This is a genomic window from Empedobacter sp. EJD.6dd (assembly GCF_057369435.1).
In genome coordinates this window covers 145,635-163,393 of the sequence record NZ_CM170667.1, presented here as the reverse complement: position 1 = coordinate 163,393, position 17,759 = coordinate 145,635, and the positions used below count along the sequence as shown (strand labels likewise).

Here is a 17,759-nt window from a genome sequence, read left to right as displayed (position 1 = left end):
TTAGTTAATTGTCAAAATGCTTTCCGCATTATCAATAGTTATAGTAGTATTAAGAGCATTCGATTCTAAAAGACCGTAATTTTGAGTTAAATCGGTTTTTGGATTCTTTAAAACTTCGATCAATTGTTCAATTGAATCTTGATAAATTTTCTTTTTTGTAGAATTCTTAACCAATGAAATATAATAGGTTTTGTAATTTTTCTTGACTGGAGTAGCCTGTTCTATTTCTTGTGCTATATTTTTGAAAAAATGAGTCTTATTTTCTAAATTTTTCACAATAATTCGCTTTATATTCTTTCCTTCTGTTTCTACTTCCATATTAAGCATATAAGGATTTATATTTACAGCAGTATAAATTACTTTTAGATTTCCAAAATTATCTTCTGTAGAAGAAGCTTTAATAGAATAATGTTCTTCTAATTCATTTACACGATTACCTATAAATTCTTTTAAATTTTTGTAATCCAAATTTTGGGCAAAAATTAAGTTGCACAACAACATTAATAAGGGAGTTAAAATACTTTTCATATTTTGTTACATTTATCTAATTAGCTTATGATTTATGTCTGAATTAAATTCTTTGCAAATGTTAATTTTCCCTTATAAAATTCCTATTTTTGCAAGTATAGTTAAAGGGTAGTTTTTGAAATACTACCTACAGGTAGTCAATCTATTTTATTGATTATCATTAAAAAAATAATATGTTACGAAAGAATTTTTTTCTAATACTTCTAATTTTATTAACCCAGGTAGGGTTTGGAAATACAGTAAATTCCGAAATTCTAAAGAAAGAAATTGAAGAATTTAATCAAATTGGAGCTTATGATAAGTCTATTCTAAAATTGGATAGTATTATACATTCTAAAAATGTTACCAACTATGATTTGTACCAAACATACTTGCTTAAATATATTACCTATAAAACACTATTAAACTATCCGGAAGCTGAAGAAAATTTAAACATTGCAGAAAAATTCGGTTTAAAAGACCCTAATCATAAAAAAGAAGTTGAAATTAGAATTTTAATTGAACGTATTTTTATTCAATTTGATTCTCTAAAATATGAGAATGTGAATAAATTACTTCAACAAGTAGATAAATCAGATTTAAAATATTTAAATGCTGAAACTTATGCTTTTTATATATCTGTTTTAGGAACAATAAATATCAACAATAAAAATTATTTACAAGCAGAAAAAGAATATAACGAAGCTGTACAAATCTTAAAGCAAAAATCGCCCAAAGATTTACCCAATATATACCGTAAACTTTTACATTTATATACTGATATAAAAAATAATGAAAAAGCATTAGAAGCTTTTGAAAGTGGTTTATACTATGCAAAAAAATACAACACAAAGTTATATATCTTAAATATGTATGAATCTCTTACATGGTATTATGCGCAGAATGAAAATTGGGAAAAAGCATATAAAACAAGACTAATTGTAAATGATCTTGCAACAGATTATGATGCAATAAACCAAAGTGGAAGATTACAAAACCTCGAAAAAGAAATAATCAATGAAAGAAATGATCTTGAAGTTAGAAATCAAAAAAATATTAAATTATTTTTAGCTATCATATCAAGCATTCTTATAATTTTACTTTTAGTTCTTTTCAAATATTATAAAATTAACAAAGAAAAAAGAAAGTTAGTTGAAAATGAAAATGAACGAATGCGTATCAAATTATCCGATTTAATCAATAATACTCATACACAAAAGAAAGTTAATTTATCTGCATATAACTTTTCTGAAAGACAACTAGATATTATCAATTTCGTAAAAAAAGGTCTTACAAATAAAGAGATTGCATCAAATTTGTATATTTCAGAAAATACAGTAAAATATCATTTGAAAATAATTTACACAACATTAGGTATTGACAATAGAAATTCTTTGTGATAACTCAATAAAGGTAGTATCACACAAACTGTGTAAGAAGAAAAGTTATTCTGAAAAATTATGAGCCTTACAGCTCAAATAATTTTTCGGAGATAACTTTTTATTATTTTTAAACGTTACATAGTTATGATCGACAAAGAAGATTTATTAAACAGTAAGGATTTTTACAAGTCCTTTAAGAATGGAGAGGATTTAACATCTTTCTTCAAGGAGCTGCACAAGAAAGCAGTTGAACATATGTTGGATGCTGAACTAGATAGTCATCTAGACAATGAAAAACATGCCAGAAGCAAAGATGGAAATTATCGAAACGGACATGACTCCAAGAAAATAAAATCCGCTTTTGGTGAATCAGAAATTAAGGTTCCTCGTGATAGAAAAGGCAGTTTTGAACCTGCTTTAGTTCCCAAAAGACACAATATTATCGATGGTTTAGAAAATATTATTATTTCATTTTATGCCAAAGGAATGAGTGTTTCGGACATCGAAGAACAGATTCGCGAGATGTACGATTTTGATATTTCAACATCAACAATATCACGAATTACTAACGCTGTTGCTAGTGAAGTTGTTGCTTGGCAAAACCGACCATTAGACGACTTATACTTGATTGTTTGGATGGATGGAATTGTTTTTAAAGTTCGAGAAAATTCAAAAGTCATCAATAAAACCATTTATTTAGCCGTTAGTTTAAACCGAGAGGGAAGAAAAGAAGTGTTAGGCATGTGGCTTGGAAAGAATGAGAGTTCCAGTTTTTGGATGAGTGTTTTGACCGATTTAAAAGCTCGTGGTGTTGAAGATATTCTCATTACAGCAACCGATAATTTGAATGGATTTACCCAGACCATTCGCTCTGTTTTTCCAGAATCTCAAACTCAAATTTGTGTAGTTCATCAGATTAGAAATGCGTGCAAATATGTGGTTTGGAAAGACAGAAAGGAGTTTTCTGCCGATATGAAGCACATTTATACAGCACCCAACAAAGACGCCGCAAAAGCTGCTTTGGATGATTTTGCAACAAAATGGGAAAGTAAATATTTATACGCCATTCAATCCTGGAGAAATAACTGGGATGAGCTCACTGTATTTTTTGAATTTCCGCTAGAAATCCGTAAAATCATTTACACCACTAATTTAATTGAAAATCTAAACGGAAAAATTAGAAAATACACTAAAAATAAAATGTCATTTCCTACCGATGATGCTGTCTTAAAGTCTGTTTATCTGGCACTCAAAGAGTCCACTAAAAAATGGACTATGCCAATCCATAATTGGGGAATTGTTTTAAACCAATTTATGCTTATTTTTGAAAATAGGCTCAGATTATAAAATCTAAGCCCTAACTTTTCTACTTACACACTTGATGGGATAGTGTCTCAATAAAAAAACCTCTCAAAATTGAGAGGTTATATATTATTTACTTGGCATTTCCTTTGCCGCATCGTATATGATCGAGTCTCTTTGCTCTTGGGTCAAATCATATTTATAATCAAAAATTGCTGATTCCCAATCTCCATATCCAACATTTGGTAAAACAATAAATCGTTTTCCAAATTCCGATTTTAAAGTTTCAACTGCTGCACCTCTTTCTTTCTCAGACTTGTGATTATCAAATAAGCTAGAAAAATCTGTTAAACTATCTCCTAATAATAAAACAATATCATAATCTTTTGCAATATTTTGACGACGTGCCTCTTTACTACTTTCTTTACTTCTTAAAATCAAGTTTTGAGGACTTTGCAAAGGATAATTATATTTCTGTAAATTAGCCAATGTACCAGGACGTTCTACTTCGTATCGATTTGTGATATAAAAAATCTGAACTCCTTTACTTGCTGCATATTGAAAAAAGTCTAAAGAACCTGCTAATGGTGTAGCTACACCTTTCGAAGTCCAATTTGCCCAACTATCTTGTGTCCAAATTTTGCCTTGCTTCGCCATCTCTACTGCATAGTAAGAATTGTCCAAAAAGGTTTCGTCGATATCTGTTACAATAGCCAATGGTTTATTTCCTTTTTTTGCAATTGCTTCATCCAAACGCATTTTAGCAACGTTATAAGCTTGTTGACTTAATGCTTGATATTCTGCTGCTCTTTGTTGAAAGAAAGCTGCATATATTTTTCCATCAACTTGTAAACTATGAGATGAAGTTGGTTTTTGTTGCTCTTGTATAGCTACTTTTGGTGTTTGACAAGCTGTCAAACCAAAAAGCATTACACTTCCTAACATCAATTGTAAATGTTTCATATAAACTAATTCTTGATTGCAAAAATAAGCATAGTATCTAATTCGTGTACTATGATTTTTGTATGAATTTAATCGAATCTAAGTTTGATTCGTAAAGATATTTTCTTAAAGTGTAAACTTCTTGATTGATTTTTAATACAATTTCGACATAATCCATTTCATCAAAAATCAAAAGATCGTGGTCAAAAAAGTAGATATTTCGAATCACATGAGAATCTGGTAAAATAGTATTTTTCAATAAAATATCATTTGTTCCCATACTCAATTCTCCATAAAAAGTTACATCTGCCTTGAATGCTTGTTGTAACTCATTAGAAAAATAAACTGCTTCTTTTAAATCTATTCGTGTTGTTTTATCTGTATAATTTTCAATAGAAATCAACAATTCAATTGTATTATCTCTTTTTGTGATAGAAGGAATCAAAAAATGATAAGGCAAATTTATTTCCTTTTTATTCTCTTTCTTTTGAATTGATTTTTTAATTTCTATAAAATACACTTTTGTTCTTTTAACTCAACTTTTTTCAATTCGTCCCTTTTTGAACTTAATCTTTTATAAATCAAAAAAAAGATTAAAATGATTGCGAATAAAATTAAATATTTCATTCAGCAAAGGTAAATAAATTGATTTCTTTAGGAAGTTTTGATTAACAAAATAGATTTTTAAATAATTTTCTTACGAAAACGATAAGCACATACTGCAGCTCCTAAAAATAATACTGCACCGTAAAGATTAATTGGATTTGATGCTTTATTAGCTTCTTTATTGACAAAGTTTGTATGTATTAACTGATTATTACTAACGCTGGTTGGGTTAGCAAACGTGGTTACAGATGATGCAAAAAAAATAGTTACTAAAAATAATTTAATCAAATTTTTCATTCAAGTATTTTTAAGTTGTAATTTGTTTAGATGATGAGAATTAATATTACAAATACAATGCCTAATAAATTGATAATTGAAATATTAACAAATTAATCGAATATAAATACCATATTAAAATTTATGCGGTGGACAAATAAGGGACAAAAGTCAAAAAGTTCATTCTATACAGGTTATAAGAATGAAAAAACTCAATTCTTTTTTGAATTGAGTTTTAAAATTATATTTTATTCGATTTCTATTTTTACATAGTGATTGTCCAACAAATGATCAATCAATTCTTTCGATTTATAATCAATAGAATTTTTGACTTGCTCTTTGGCTTTTTGGTGCTCTTCTATACGATGTAACGCTTTATAAAAACGACGAACTTCGTTCAAGTTTTTCAAAATTAATTTAGGAGCTTCTGCCTTTTCACCATTTTCTTCTTTACAAATCATTGTAAAATAAGACGAATTACAATGTTTAATTTCGCCAGTTTGTATGTTTTGACTTTCTACGCGAATTCCTACGACAATAGAAGTACGCCCAACATAATTCACCGACGCTTTTAGTGTCAATAACTCACCTACTTCTACTGGTGTTAAAAAATCTACTCTATCCACAGATGCTGTTACACAATACTTTCCTGAGTATTTTGAAGCACAGGCAAAAGCAATTTGATCGAGTAAAGAAAGAATGAATCCACCATGAATTTTTCCACTGAAATTGGAATGCGATGGAAGCATTAATTGCGAAAAAGTTACCAATGAACTTTTTACGGTTTTGTAAATCATTTTATCTGTTGTTGTGTGTGTATTCAATTTTTCTGAATTAAGTTAAGTCGATGAAATTCATCTGCAATATCGCGATTATTCGACAAACGTGGTACTTTATTTTGTCCTCCTAACTTACCAATCGATTTCATATAAGTCTGAAATCCATTATTTTCTACTTCTGAAATAACAAGTGGACGCAAAATATTTCCAGTAATCAAATCATTATAATAAGTATTTTGAATACACATTTGTTTATCTAATTCACGATTAAATCCTTTGATATTTAGTGGTTGATGATCAAATTCTATCAACCATTCATGATAAGGCAAACCTTCTGTTGGATTAACTTGCGGAGCTACTGTAAACTCATTTACACTTGCTGGATATTTTTCTAACGTTTTTTGTAAGGCTTGTTCCACCTCATGACCAATTACATGCTCACCAAAAGCTGATGTATAATGTTTAATTCGTCCTGAAACGACAATTTTATATGGTTTGATTGACGTAAAACGAACGGTATCGCCAATGTTATATCCCCACAAACCTGCATTTGTATTAAGAATAAGCACATAATCTTTTCCAATTTCTACATCTTTTAAAGAAATACGCGTTGGTTTTTCATCAAAAAACTCATCAACTGGAATAAATTCGTAAAAAATACCATTGTTTAATAAAAGTAATAAATCATCACTTTTTTGCGTATTTTGATAGCCAATAAATCCTTCCGAAGCTGGATAAGTCTGAATACAATCAATTTTTCTACCAATCAATTGATTTACTTTTTCGCGATAAGGCTCATAATTTACACCTCCTGTTACCATTAGTTCTAAATTATTAAAAATAGACTGCACATTATCTTTTCCTGAAACTTTAATCAATCGTTCAAAATACATAATCAACCAAGGCGGAATACCAGAAATCAATGTCATATCAGCTTTCACGGTTTCATCCACTACTCTATCTACTTTTGTTTCCCAATCTTCTATAACATTTGTTTCATAAGAAGGTAAACGATTTTTTTGTAAATAATTTGGAACAAAATGAGCGCTAATCCCAGAAAGTCGACCAACTTTCAATCCATTTTCTTCTTCAAGAATTGGACTTCCTTGTAAAAAAATCATTTTTCCATCGACAAATTTTGAGTTCTGCGTTTCGTTAATGTAATACAATAAAGCATTTCTTGCCGAATTGATATGTGTTGGTACAGATTCTTTTGTTAACGGAATATATTTTGCACCAGAAGTTGTTCCAGAAGTTTTAGCTAAATAAAGTGGTTTACCAGGCCAAAGAACGTCAGGTTTCCCTTCTTTTACCTCATCAAAATAATGTTTTAAACCTTCATAATCGTTTATAGGAACATTAGCTTTAAAATCTTCGTACGTATTTATTGCATCAAAATGATGATCTTGTCCGAACGTTGTATTTTTTGCAGCAACAATTAATTCTTTTAGAATTTTGTCTTGTGTTTCTAATGGACGATCTATCCACTTTTGTTCTTTATTGACAATGTATTTTGCAAAAATTTTCGCTAAAAAAGCTTTCATGCTGTTCCTTTAAAACATTATTATTCGTCGAATTTAAATGAATATTCTTAATAATTTAACAACAATTGCAATGATTTTTCTTAGTGAAATAAGTAATCGTATTAAAGCTAAATCGTTAGGAATCATTTTATAATCATTCCATCAAACCAAACTTCTAAATTATAGGTATTCCATATAAAATTATCTTAAATTTCCGAAGGATACAAGATTTTTTCTAATCGAACGTTTTATTGTAGATTTGTTTTTATTCGCTATCATGAAAAAGATTGTACTGAGTATATTTGCCGCAAGTTTTTTAATCGGCTGTTCTACGCAAAAAAATAGTTTCAAAAACCGACAATATCATAAGATGACGTCGTGGTTTAATGGAGTATTTAATGCTGAAGATGAGTTAGATAAAAAGAACACAGAACTGCAAACAAATTATGTAGAAAATTACTCGAAGATTTTACCTGTTGGAATAGAATATTTTTCTGTTTCGGATTCTGCTAATTTAGGAGGATTTAATACACCTAATTTTGGAATTGGAGGTGGAAATCGCAATAATCAAGATAAAGTAGAAAAACCTATCGGATTTGCAGCTGTTGAAGCAAAAGCTTCTAAAGCCATCGAAAAACATTCAATGTTGATCAAAGGAAAAGAAAATAATCCTTTGATGGGACGCGCTTATTTATTGATTGGTAAATCTCTTTTTTATCAGCAAAAGTATTTTGAAGCACTTGATGCTTTAAATTATGTTGTCAAAAATTTCAAAGATTCTAAATACGCACAAGAAGCAAATATTTATAAAACAGTTGCTGAAATAAAAGGTGGAAACTATTTTGATGGTGCAGAAAATTTACAGAAGTTATACGAAAGTGATCCGTACAAAAGTAAAGAACTAAAAACAATGATTGCTCGTACATATGCGCAATTTTTAATCGATCAAAAAAAGTACGAAGAAGCCTTAGATCCTTTGCAAAAAGCAGAATATTATTCGTCAAATAAAGAAGAACGTATCCGTTTATTTTATACAATGGGACAAGTTTTTTCGCGACTTGGAAAACAACAAGAAGCGGGAGAAGCTTTTACGCAGGTATATAAAATGAGTCCTGGATTTGATATGGAAATTAAATCGCAATTGGCAATTGCAGCTAATTATGATCCAAAAATCAATAACTACGCAAATTATAAACAGAATTTACTTGATATTTCGAAGAAAGGTATTTACACTTCGAAGAAAAACGAATTGTATTACGGAATTTCTGAAATGGCATTTCGTGCAGATAAAATGGACGATGCTGTAGAATATGCAAAATTGAGTTTGAAAGAACCAATGTCTGACCCATATATTCGTGGTCGTGCTTTTGAAAACTATGGAGACATCAAATTCAAGCAAAACGACTATGTCTATGCTTCGGCTTATTACGATTCGGCTCAAACAACTTATAATTTAAAGGAAGATCAAACTCGAATTCAGAAACGTAATGATGTTTTGAAAAAATTAATGGAAAAACATTATTTGGTTCAGAAAAATGATTCAATTCTTAAAATTGCTAAACTTCCAAGAGAAGAACAAACTAAATTCTTTACAGATTACATTGATAAACTAAAGAAAAAAGAAGAAAAACAAGCAGAAGAAGAGCGAAAAGAAATGGAAACATTTCAGTTAGAAACCAAAACAGCAAGTTTTACTTCAAGTTTTAATAATGTAGACAAAGGTAAATTTTACTTTTATAATCAAGGTTTAAAATCATCTGGACAACAAGAATTTCAGCGAGTTTGGGGTGGAATTTCGTTAAAAGATAATTGGAGAAATTCTAACGCAATTAGTACAGTTATCGAAGATAAACAAGCTGAATTAACTGGACAAGTTTCTGCTGGAAATCCAAGACGTTTTGAAATTGATTATTATTTAGAGCAAATTCCAACAACACCTAAGAAATTAGATGATTTGAAAGTGGAACGCGATACAACGCAATTAGCTTTAGGAATTGGTTATTTTGACACTTTTAATAACAGCGAATTGGCTGGAAAAGAATTGAAAGCGTTAGTTGCTACTCCTCCAAAATCGGAAGATGTAAAGCTGAAAGCAACGTATCAATTGTATCGTATTTATAAAAATCGTGATCAAAAATTAGAAAATCAATACAAAGAAGAAATTCTTACAAATTACCCAAATACCATTTATGCAGGTTATATTTTGAATCCAGAGGTTGAATACATCACTGCTGAAACGAAAGAAGCTGTAGAAGCTTATAAAGTTGCATATGACTTATATAAGGAAGAAAAATATGAAGATGTAAAGAAAAAAGTTCAGGAAGCGATTGTTAAATTCCCTACGGAGATTATTATCGCAAAATTTGTTTTGTTAAATGCTTATGCACTAAAGCAAACTGCAAGTCAGGAAGAATTTGAGCAAGCATTAGAAGTTGTTGCAACTGCGTATGATGGAACAGAAGAAGCTAAACAGGCAAAAAAATTGTTGGATAAATTGAGAAATCCGAAAAAAACAACTATTCCTGATATCCCAAATAATAATACAAATAACAATTCTCCAACTCTTAATAAAACAAAAGAAATTGAAGAAGAGATCATTTCACCTTCACTTCCACCAATAAAGGAGAGAACAAATACTAAAGGAGTTACTCCACCACAAGGAAGTGGAAATACATTATTTAATAAATAACGTAAAAAGCTAAACAAATTGTTTAGCTTTTTACGTTTTAAAAATCAATCTATGCAAAGCGAATTATTTTATATCAGAGATCTTTTAGACTCAGATGCTAAACGACTTTTCGAAATATATTCGAATGCTGAAGCCATGAAATATAGAGAAAACCCTCCGATGAAAACATTGGATGATTCATATAAAATGCTTGAAAAAGCGAAAGAACAGAAATTGAATGGTTATGAATTTCGATTTGGCATTATTGAAAAATCATCTGAAACATTAATTGGTACAATAATGTATCAACCAATAAAAAACAAAGCAATTATTGGTTATTCTATTGATGAAAAATTTTGGAATAAAGGTTATGCTTCAGAAGTTGTAAAAATTATTTTGAATGAATTAAAAACCAAGAAATTTATCATAATTGAAGCTTGGGTAAATAAACAAAACGTAGCGTCTAGTAAAGTTTTGGAGAAAAACGGTTTCAAACATATTTCCCAAACTCTTTATCCAGAAAACCATTTTTATCAATTGATTTTATAAAACTTAAGATTCGCTTAATTTCATTTTTTTTTAAAAATTAATATCACAGACCGCTGTACATTTACTTCGTAAATAAATAATAACAGATGGTTTTTAACATTTTTATCTTATTAATTGGAGCTATTATAGCTTTTTGGATCAGTGCAATTTGCGGTGGTGGCGCGAGTTTAATCTTAATACCAATTCTCAATCTTGTCATTCCTACTTCTGTTGTTCCATTTTCTCTAACAATAGGAACTTTTACAAGTTCAGCTTCTCGTATTACTGCATTTAGAAAATTTGTTCATTGGAAAATATTTTTCTGGTTTGTTCCATTTTCAATTCCAGCAGTATTAATTGGAGCCTATTTAATTAAATTTATCAACCCAATTTATTTGCAAATTATAGTAGCTATTTTATTAATATCAAATGTTCCACAACTTTTCTTAAACAAAAAAGAACAAGACGAAGAAGAAAAACCTTCGCCAAAATATGTCTTAGCAATAGTTGGTTTTTTAGCAGGATTTGTTTCTGGAATTACAGGTGCAATTGGATTATTATTTAATCGATTTTATTTAAAATATGGATTAACAAAAGAAGAAATTATTGCTACGCGTGCTGCCAATGAAATTATCTTGCATTTCATCAAATTAATTATTTACATCATTTTAGGTTTATACTCAAAAAATGCACTTATTTTTGGAATCGTAATCGCCGTAGCATCTATTATTTCTTCGTATACTATAAAATATATTCTTCCTTATTTAAATGATTTCACATTCAGAAAAATAGGTTACGCTGCGATGGTTATCTCTGGAGTTACCCTTTTTTATACAAGTTCTCAAAAAATAATTCAACAAGATAAAGTTCACCTTACAACATCAAGTAAAGGTGATGAAAATGAAACTACATTAAAATGGCGAAATAGTGATTTTGTATTGGAATATTCTTTGGATGGAGAGTTTGAAATTGAGCGACCAATTCAACCGAATGAATTACCTGAAAAACTATTTAAAAAATACAATGAAATTTCTGTTAATTACGATAAAATTCACCTTGAAAAAGTATTCAAAATTGGAGAAGATAGTTATGAATTCTATTGTTACAAAGACAATAAATTAACCAAATTTGAACTGAAAGAATAGAAGATTAAACAATTAATTTTTTCGAAACATTATTTTTAATAAATTATTCTTAAGTTTAACCAACAATACTATAAAAATTTATGAATACAAAAGATAATCCCAAACTGACACGAGCTTGGATTTCTTACGATTGGGCAAACTCTGTTCATTCCTTAGTAATTGCCTCTGCTATTTTCCCTGTTTATTATACTGCAATGACGTATGATGTAAATAATAACCCTATTAAATTTTTAGGACTTTTACCAGAATCTGCATTTAATTTTTCGTTGGCAATTGCTTTCTTTTTTGTCATCGTTTTATCTCCAGTTTTATCATCAATTGCAGATTTAATCGGAAATAAAATCAAGTTTCTTCGCTTTTTTTGCTACTTAGGATCTTTTTCTTGTATCGGAATGTTTTTCTTTACATCTAGCGATTTAGTTTGGTTGGCTTTGCTACTCAATATTACTGCTAGTATAGGTTTTTGGGGAAGTTTAGTTTTCTACAATGCTTATTTACCAGAAATTGTATCTGATGAAAAAATGGACAAAATTTCGGCTCAAGGTTATATGTTTGGTTACATTGGCTCTGTTATTTTATTGACAATTTGTTTGGCGATGATACAATTTGCACCAGAAGAAAAACAAGGTATGTTTACACGAATAAGTTTCTTATTAACAGGTATTTGGTGGCTAGGATTTGGACAGATAGCTTTGAGTAAATTACCTAATCATAAATTTGATCGCGAGATTCCAAAAGATATCATCAAATCAAGTTTTAGAAATCTAAAAAACACATTCAAAGATCTTAACCAATACAAAAACATACGTGTATTTTTAGCTGGATTTTTCTTTTATAGCTTAGCAATGCAAACCATTTTTTTGATGGCTGCAATGTTTGGTAGTTCAGAAATTGGAATGGAATCTTCGGAATTGATTATGACAATTTTATTAATTCAAATTGAAGCTGTTTTAGGCGCATGGTTTTTCTCATTTCTTTCTGGAAAAATCGGAAATAAAAAGACATTACTTATCGGTATTTTTATTTGGGTTATAACATGTATCATTGGTTATTTAATCAATAAAAATGATCCAAATGTCAAAACACAATTCTATATTATGGCTGCAATGGTTGGTTTGGTAATGGGAGGTTTACAAGCTTTATCACGTTCTACATATGCCAAATTATTACCTGAAACAGAAGATACAACAACCTATTTTAGTTTTTATGATGTATTTGAGAAGTTCGCTTTGTTTTTAGGTTTAGTTATTTATGGATTATTAATTGAATATTCTGGCGGAATGAAAGCTTCTGCACTTGCAATGGGCGTTTCGTTTGCGATTAGTTTTGTTATTTTATTGTTCTATAAAATGGAAAAGAAATAAGAAAATCATCAACTCAAAATAAAAAATAAAACCCAATATCTTCACTCGATATTGGGTTTGATTTTTGAAATTTCACAACCTTCCTTTCTCAGAACTACTTTTTGATTGTTCGATATTAAACGATTTACCAAAATTATACCTTACACCTACTCTGTAATAGCGAGTAGATTGCCCTGTATAAACAAATTTAGTGTCATTACTATAACTCTGATCTTGCCAAGCTCTATCTTTGAAAACATTGCTAACATTAAAAGAAAACTCTAATTTCTTATCTAAAAATAATGCGCGTAAACCTAAAGCTGTGCTCCACATTGAACGACTTCTTGCCATAGCATCCATTCCTTTCATCGTATAATTAGTCGTGTGGTTAAACAACAATGTTTTTGATTTATTCAATTCCAAATTATTTGTTACTCTAAACTCACCATTAAATCCATCAAGTGTATAATTATATTCTGGAATAATTCCTTTTGTTTTCTTGTAAAATAAATCAACCGCACCATTCACTTTCCACCATTTAAAAAGTTTAAAATTCAGGTTCTCACTTAAACCAAAACTCTCAGAATTTCCATAGTTATAAGGAATCCAATTCTGCGTATTTTCTTCTGGATTTACAATCGCAATTTGATTAATTTCATCTGTAGAATTACGATAATATAAGGTTGTAACAGCTAAATCTTTATAAGCATATTCCAATTCATAATTATATGAATAAGAAGGTTTCAGATTTGGATTTCCTTGCGCAAAAGAATAAGGAGAATAGATTGTTTTAAATGGATTTAATTGCCCCATAAAAGGACGTTCTATTCTACGACCAACATTTACACTAATAGAATGATTATCTGAAGCCTTATACATTAAATACGCTGTTGGGAATAATCCATCATATTTATATTTATCGTGCTGATTGGCTTGCGGAGAAAAACCTTTAGCATCTGTGTTTTCGTAACGTAAACCAATTTTAGCAGACCATTTTTCGGTGATATCTTTTTCTACAGAAGCATAAAAAGCCAAAATGTTTTCATTATAATAGAATCCATTACTTTGATTTGGATCAAAAATCGGAGAACCAGATGTGGTAGAATAAAACAAATTATCACTATCGTTTTTTGTCCAACTATAACGTCCACCATAATTTAGTTTCCATTTATTAATTGGATACTCCATATCAATATTCAAACTATAATTATTTGCTTGTTGATCGGATAAACTTTTATTTGCCTGAAAATCTGAGGTGTTTTCTACATCTTGTGCATTAAAAAATCGATTAGAAGAACTACTTGTTGTTTTGTTCGTAAAGTTAACCCAATCAAAATCAAACGTTAGTTTTTTACCAATCGTATCCATTTTATAAATGACATGATAATTCAACGTATTATATTTTGTATCACCTCCAGATCCTTTTCTGTCGTTCATAATATAACTTTTTAGCTCGTTAGTATCAAGTGTATGTATCGGAGTTTTTGTTTCTCCACGATTATCACGATTCCCTGTATATATATCAACCGTAAAACCTGTTGTTAATTTATCTGATACTTGATAATCTAAACCAACTTTTCCTCCCGCATTTTTGTTTTTTCCTTTGTTTCGTTCAATTTCAGACCAAACTTCATTTGTCTTTGTAAAATAAATATCAGATCGTCCTAATCCATCAAATTCTCCAAAACCAAAATAAGCATTTGTAACAAGTGTCCATTTATTTTTTCGGTAATTAAAACTAGCACTATTGTTCCAATAAGGTTTATTATAATGTTGAAGAGAAGATGCTAACGAACCATTCCACGAATCCTTTTTCCCTGATTTCAGAACAATATTCAGAATTCCACTATTTCCTATTGCTTGGTATTTAGCTGGCGGATTTGTAATTATTTCTATCTTTTCGATATCATCTGCTCGAAGTGTTTTTAGATAATTCATTAATTGATCTCCAGACATTTCTAACATTCTATCATCCACCATCACACGTAAATTACTTTTTCCTATAATAGAAACTACATCGTTATCTACTTTTACACGAGGTGCTAATTTCAACAAATCAAGCGCGTCACCTCCTTTTGCACCTTCTGCTAAATCTGCATTAAAAACAATTCGATCTACTTTCTTTTCAACCAATCTTTTTTGACTTGTAACAACTGTTTCTTTTAAAGCAATGTTTTCATTTTTAGGAATAATGATAATTCCCATATCTTGGTTTTGATCAAAGTTAATTTCTTGCGAATGAATCAGAACTCCACCATCTTCAATTCTAAATGTATAAGTTCCACTTATCAAATCAATTGTAAAAAATCCATTTTCATCAGTAGAAATTTCATCAACAAGTTGTTCATCTCTCAAAACAATAATATCGACTAAAGCAACAGCTGTATGATTTGTATATTGTAATTTTCCTTTGTATTCTTGTTGCGCAAAAAGTGTTGTTGTGGCACAAATAAAAAATGGAATAAGTGGTTTTGACATATTATGTTTCTTTTCTATATTGACGCTTCGATTTTAAAAAAGTTACACATTATGCTAAAATAATATAAGATTGACGCAAAAAAATAAATTAACAATCTTTTAATATTTAAAGAATTTTACTACATTTCAAAAAAATATAATAAACGTTTTTAAAAAATATAAATGAATGGATTTTAATGAATTTAAGAATAAATTAGCTCAATCAACCAAACAAGCCTTTTTAGAAATTTATAACGAAAATCCAACTCAAGACCTATATGCATTTGCTTTATGCAACAATGATTCAGAAATAGCTATTCATCCTTCTGCAAATTCTACAGATCATTTGGAGCTTGTTTCTGATGAAGATGACTTTCATTATTACAAATACGAACCTTCTGAATGGAAGTTTGATTATTTAGGAGCGAAAGATTCTTTTAATGAAATTAATCAAATTTGTAAAACTATTGCAGATGAACATGACGATGACGAAGATTGGTTTTATCAATTTCAGAATCAATTAAATGAAATTTGTGTCAAAGTTTTACAAGAACTAAAAGAAACTAATTTCTTTTCAAAATTAACTGGAAAAGAAATTTTCTTAAATTTTTCTGTGATTGATGATGATTTAAACAAAGAAAAACAAGGAAGAATAATCAATCAATTAAACGATAATCTTTATAAAGAAGATTATTTTGAATGGATGACAACTTGGGGTAAAAATAAAAAAAGAGCTTTATAAAAAGCTCTTTTTTTTGTAATTGTATATTTTAAATCTCTTTTCTCAATCTCGCAACCGGAATATTTAATTGTTCGCGGTATTTTGCAATTGTACGACGTGCGATTGGATAACCTTTTTCTTTCAAAATCTCGGTTAATTTTTCGTCTGTTAAAGGTTTACGCTTATCTTCATCCGCAATGACATCTTGTAAAATACGCTTAATTTCACGTGTAGAAACTTCTTCTCCATCATCATTTGTTAACGATTCTGAAAACAAATCTTTGATTAAAAATGTTCCGTAAGGTGTTGTAACATATTTAGAATTTGCCACACGAGAAACTGTCGAAATATCCATTCCGATTCGGTCCGAAATATCTTTCAAAATCATTGGTTTGATTTTCGTTTCATCACCAGTTAAGAAATACTCTTTCTGAAATTTCATTATCGCTTCCATCGTATACAAAAGTGTATTACGACGTTGCTGAACCGCATCAATAAACCATTTTGCAGAATCTAGTTTCTGTTTTACAAACATAACAGCTTCTTTCTGTTGATTTGATTTATTCTCGGTTTTCTTATACGTATCTAACATTTCGGCAAACGCACTCGATATTTTCAATTCGGGAACATTACGTCCATTCAATGATAATTCTAAATCTCCATCGTTGATATTGATCGTGAAATCTGGCGTGATTTGCTCTACAATTTTGCTACTACTTGAAAATGATTTTCCTGGTTTTGGATTCAAACGTTCTATTTCAGCAATTGCATCGCGTAATTCATCATCATCTGCATCATATTTCGCCATCAATTTTGAATAATGCTTTTTAGTAAATGCATCGAAAGATTCTGAAATTAATTTTTCCGCCAATTCTACTGCTTCAGTTTGTGTTTTATTCTCTAACTGAATTAATAAACATTCTTGTAAATCGCGTGCTCCAACTCCAACTGGATCCATTCGTTGAATATAATTCAACAATAAATTTTCAACTTCTTCTGGCGAAGTATAAATATTTTGTGAAAATGCTAAATCATCTACCAAAGATTTTACATCACGACGCATATAACCATCATCGTCAATATTTCCTAAAATAAATTCAGCAATTTGAAACTGTTCCGACGTTAATCGATATGTATACAATTGTGATGTCAAAAACTCGATAAAACTCTCTCCTTGTGCATAAGGAACAGACTTATCTTCATCATCATCACTATAATTATTAGTATACGTTTTATAATTTGGAATATCGTCATCGCTCAAATAATCATCAATATTGATATCACTTGTATCAATAACTTGCTCATCGCCATAGTCATCATTCTGATTATCCCATTCTTCCTGCTCTCCTCCATAGTCATCATCATATTCAGAAGACTGATCATCCAAAGCAGGGTTTTCTTCCAACTCTTCCTTTACGCGTTGTTCAAAAGCAACCGTAGGAAGTTGAACCAACTTCATTAATTGGATTTGTTGTGGCGATAGTTTTTGTTGTAATTTTAAATTTAATTCCTGCTTTAACATATTTTGGGTTTTGGCTTATATAAAAAACGGATTTAGCTTAAAGTTACAATATTTAAGC

The 17,759-nt window shown here is 29.6% G+C and carries 15 protein-coding genes; 7 read left to right on the top strand and 8 right to left on the bottom strand.

The window, feature by feature from the left end; translation table 11 throughout:
- Window positions 1-528 (bottom strand): hypothetical protein, encoded by a 528-nt coding sequence (locus AC2I98_RS00755; protein ID WP_486412744.1) that lies wholly within the window; start codon window positions 526-528, stop codon window positions 1-3.
- A gap of 173 nt (window positions 529-701) precedes the next feature.
- Here AC2I98_RS00755 and AC2I98_RS00750 point away from each other — a divergent pair, with 173 nt between their 5' ends.
- Window positions 702-1,907, top strand: coding sequence for a response regulator transcription factor (locus AC2I98_RS00750; RefSeq protein WP_486412743.1), 1,206 nt, complete (start codon window positions 702-704; stop codon window positions 1,905-1,907).
- A gap of 126 nt (window positions 1,908-2,033) precedes the next feature.
- Window positions 2,034-3,236, top strand: a complete 1,203-nt coding sequence (locus AC2I98_RS00745; RefSeq protein WP_486412742.1) for an IS256 family transposase — start codon at window positions 2,034-2,036, stop codon at window positions 3,234-3,236.
- 84 nt (window positions 3,237-3,320) lie between these two features.
- On the opposite strand, the gene AC2I98_RS00740 is transcribed toward AC2I98_RS00745, so the two are convergent.
- From AC2I98_RS00740 to AC2I98_RS00720, 5 genes are all read right to left on the bottom strand, one after another.
- Entirely contained in the window at window positions 3,321-4,154 is an 834-nt protein-coding gene (locus tag AC2I98_RS00740) for a 5'-nucleotidase, lipoprotein e(P4) family (RefSeq protein ID WP_486412741.1), read from the bottom strand.
- A 49-nt stretch (window positions 4,155-4,203) separates the two neighbouring features.
- A complete protein-coding gene (locus AC2I98_RS00735; RefSeq protein WP_486412740.1) occupies window positions 4,204-4,653 on the bottom strand; it encodes a hypothetical protein in 450 nt (149 codons plus the stop codon).
- A gap of 164 nt (window positions 4,654-4,817) precedes the next feature.
- The gene (locus AC2I98_RS00730) at window positions 4,818-5,036 is read right to left on the bottom strand and encodes a hypothetical protein (protein ID WP_486412739.1); all 219 of its coding nucleotides are present in this window, start codon (window positions 5,034-5,036) and stop codon (window positions 4,818-4,820) included.
- 227 nt (window positions 5,037-5,263) lie between these two features.
- A complete protein-coding gene (locus AC2I98_RS00725) occupies window positions 5,264-5,812 on the bottom strand; it encodes an acyl-CoA thioesterase (RefSeq protein WP_486414094.1) in 549 nt (182 codons plus the stop codon).
- A gap of 23 nt (window positions 5,813-5,835) precedes the next feature.
- Window positions 5,836-7,338: a GH3 family acyl-acid amido synthetase gene (locus AC2I98_RS00720; protein WP_486412738.1), complete on the bottom strand. Its 1,503-nt coding sequence runs from the start codon at window positions 7,336-7,338 to the stop codon at window positions 5,836-5,838.
- A gap of 256 nt (window positions 7,339-7,594) precedes the next feature.
- On the opposite strand from AC2I98_RS00720, the gene porW reads away from it, so the two are divergent.
- The 4 genes from porW (at window position 7,595) to AC2I98_RS00700 (ending at window position 13,022) form a co-directional block, all read left to right on the top strand.
- Window positions 7,595-10,006: a type IX secretion system periplasmic lipoprotein PorW/SprE gene (porW, locus tag AC2I98_RS00715; protein WP_486412737.1), complete on the top strand. Its 2,412-nt coding sequence runs from the start codon at window positions 7,595-7,597 to the stop codon at window positions 10,004-10,006.
- 51 nt (window positions 10,007-10,057) lie between these two features.
- On the top strand, window positions 10,058-10,534 hold the full coding sequence (locus tag AC2I98_RS00710) for a GNAT family N-acetyltransferase (protein ID WP_486412736.1): 477 nt from the start codon (window positions 10,058-10,060) through the stop codon (window positions 10,532-10,534).
- Between the two features lie 86 nt (window positions 10,535-10,620).
- On the top strand, window positions 10,621-11,658 hold the full coding sequence (locus AC2I98_RS00705; protein ID WP_486412735.1) for a sulfite exporter TauE/SafE family protein: 1,038 nt from the start codon (window positions 10,621-10,623) through the stop codon (window positions 11,656-11,658).
- A gap of 80 nt (window positions 11,659-11,738) precedes the next feature.
- Window positions 11,739-13,022 carry an MFS transporter gene (locus AC2I98_RS00700; protein ID WP_486412734.1) on the top strand — a complete coding sequence of 428 codons (1,284 nt, stop codon included), beginning with the start codon at window positions 11,739-11,741 and terminating at the stop codon, window positions 13,020-13,022.
- 72 nt (window positions 13,023-13,094) lie between these two features.
- Here AC2I98_RS00700 and AC2I98_RS00695 read toward each other — a convergent pair whose 3' ends face one another.
- Window positions 13,095-15,479: a TonB-dependent receptor domain-containing protein gene (locus AC2I98_RS00695; protein WP_486412733.1), complete on the bottom strand. Its 2,385-nt coding sequence runs from the start codon at window positions 15,477-15,479 to the stop codon at window positions 13,095-13,097.
- Between the two features lie 166 nt (window positions 15,480-15,645).
- Here AC2I98_RS00695 and AC2I98_RS00690 point away from each other — a divergent pair, with 166 nt between their 5' ends.
- Window positions 15,646-16,200 (top strand): DUF4303 domain-containing protein, encoded by a 555-nt coding sequence (locus tag AC2I98_RS00690; RefSeq protein ID WP_486412732.1) that lies wholly within the window; start codon window positions 15,646-15,648, stop codon window positions 16,198-16,200.
- A 28-nt stretch (window positions 16,201-16,228) separates the two neighbouring features.
- Here AC2I98_RS00690 and rpoN read toward each other — a convergent pair whose 3' ends face one another.
- A complete protein-coding gene (rpoN, locus tag AC2I98_RS00685; RefSeq protein ID WP_486412731.1) occupies window positions 16,229-17,701 on the bottom strand; it encodes an RNA polymerase factor sigma-54 in 1,473 nt (490 codons plus the stop codon).
- Window positions 17,702-17,759: the final 58 nt, after the last annotated feature.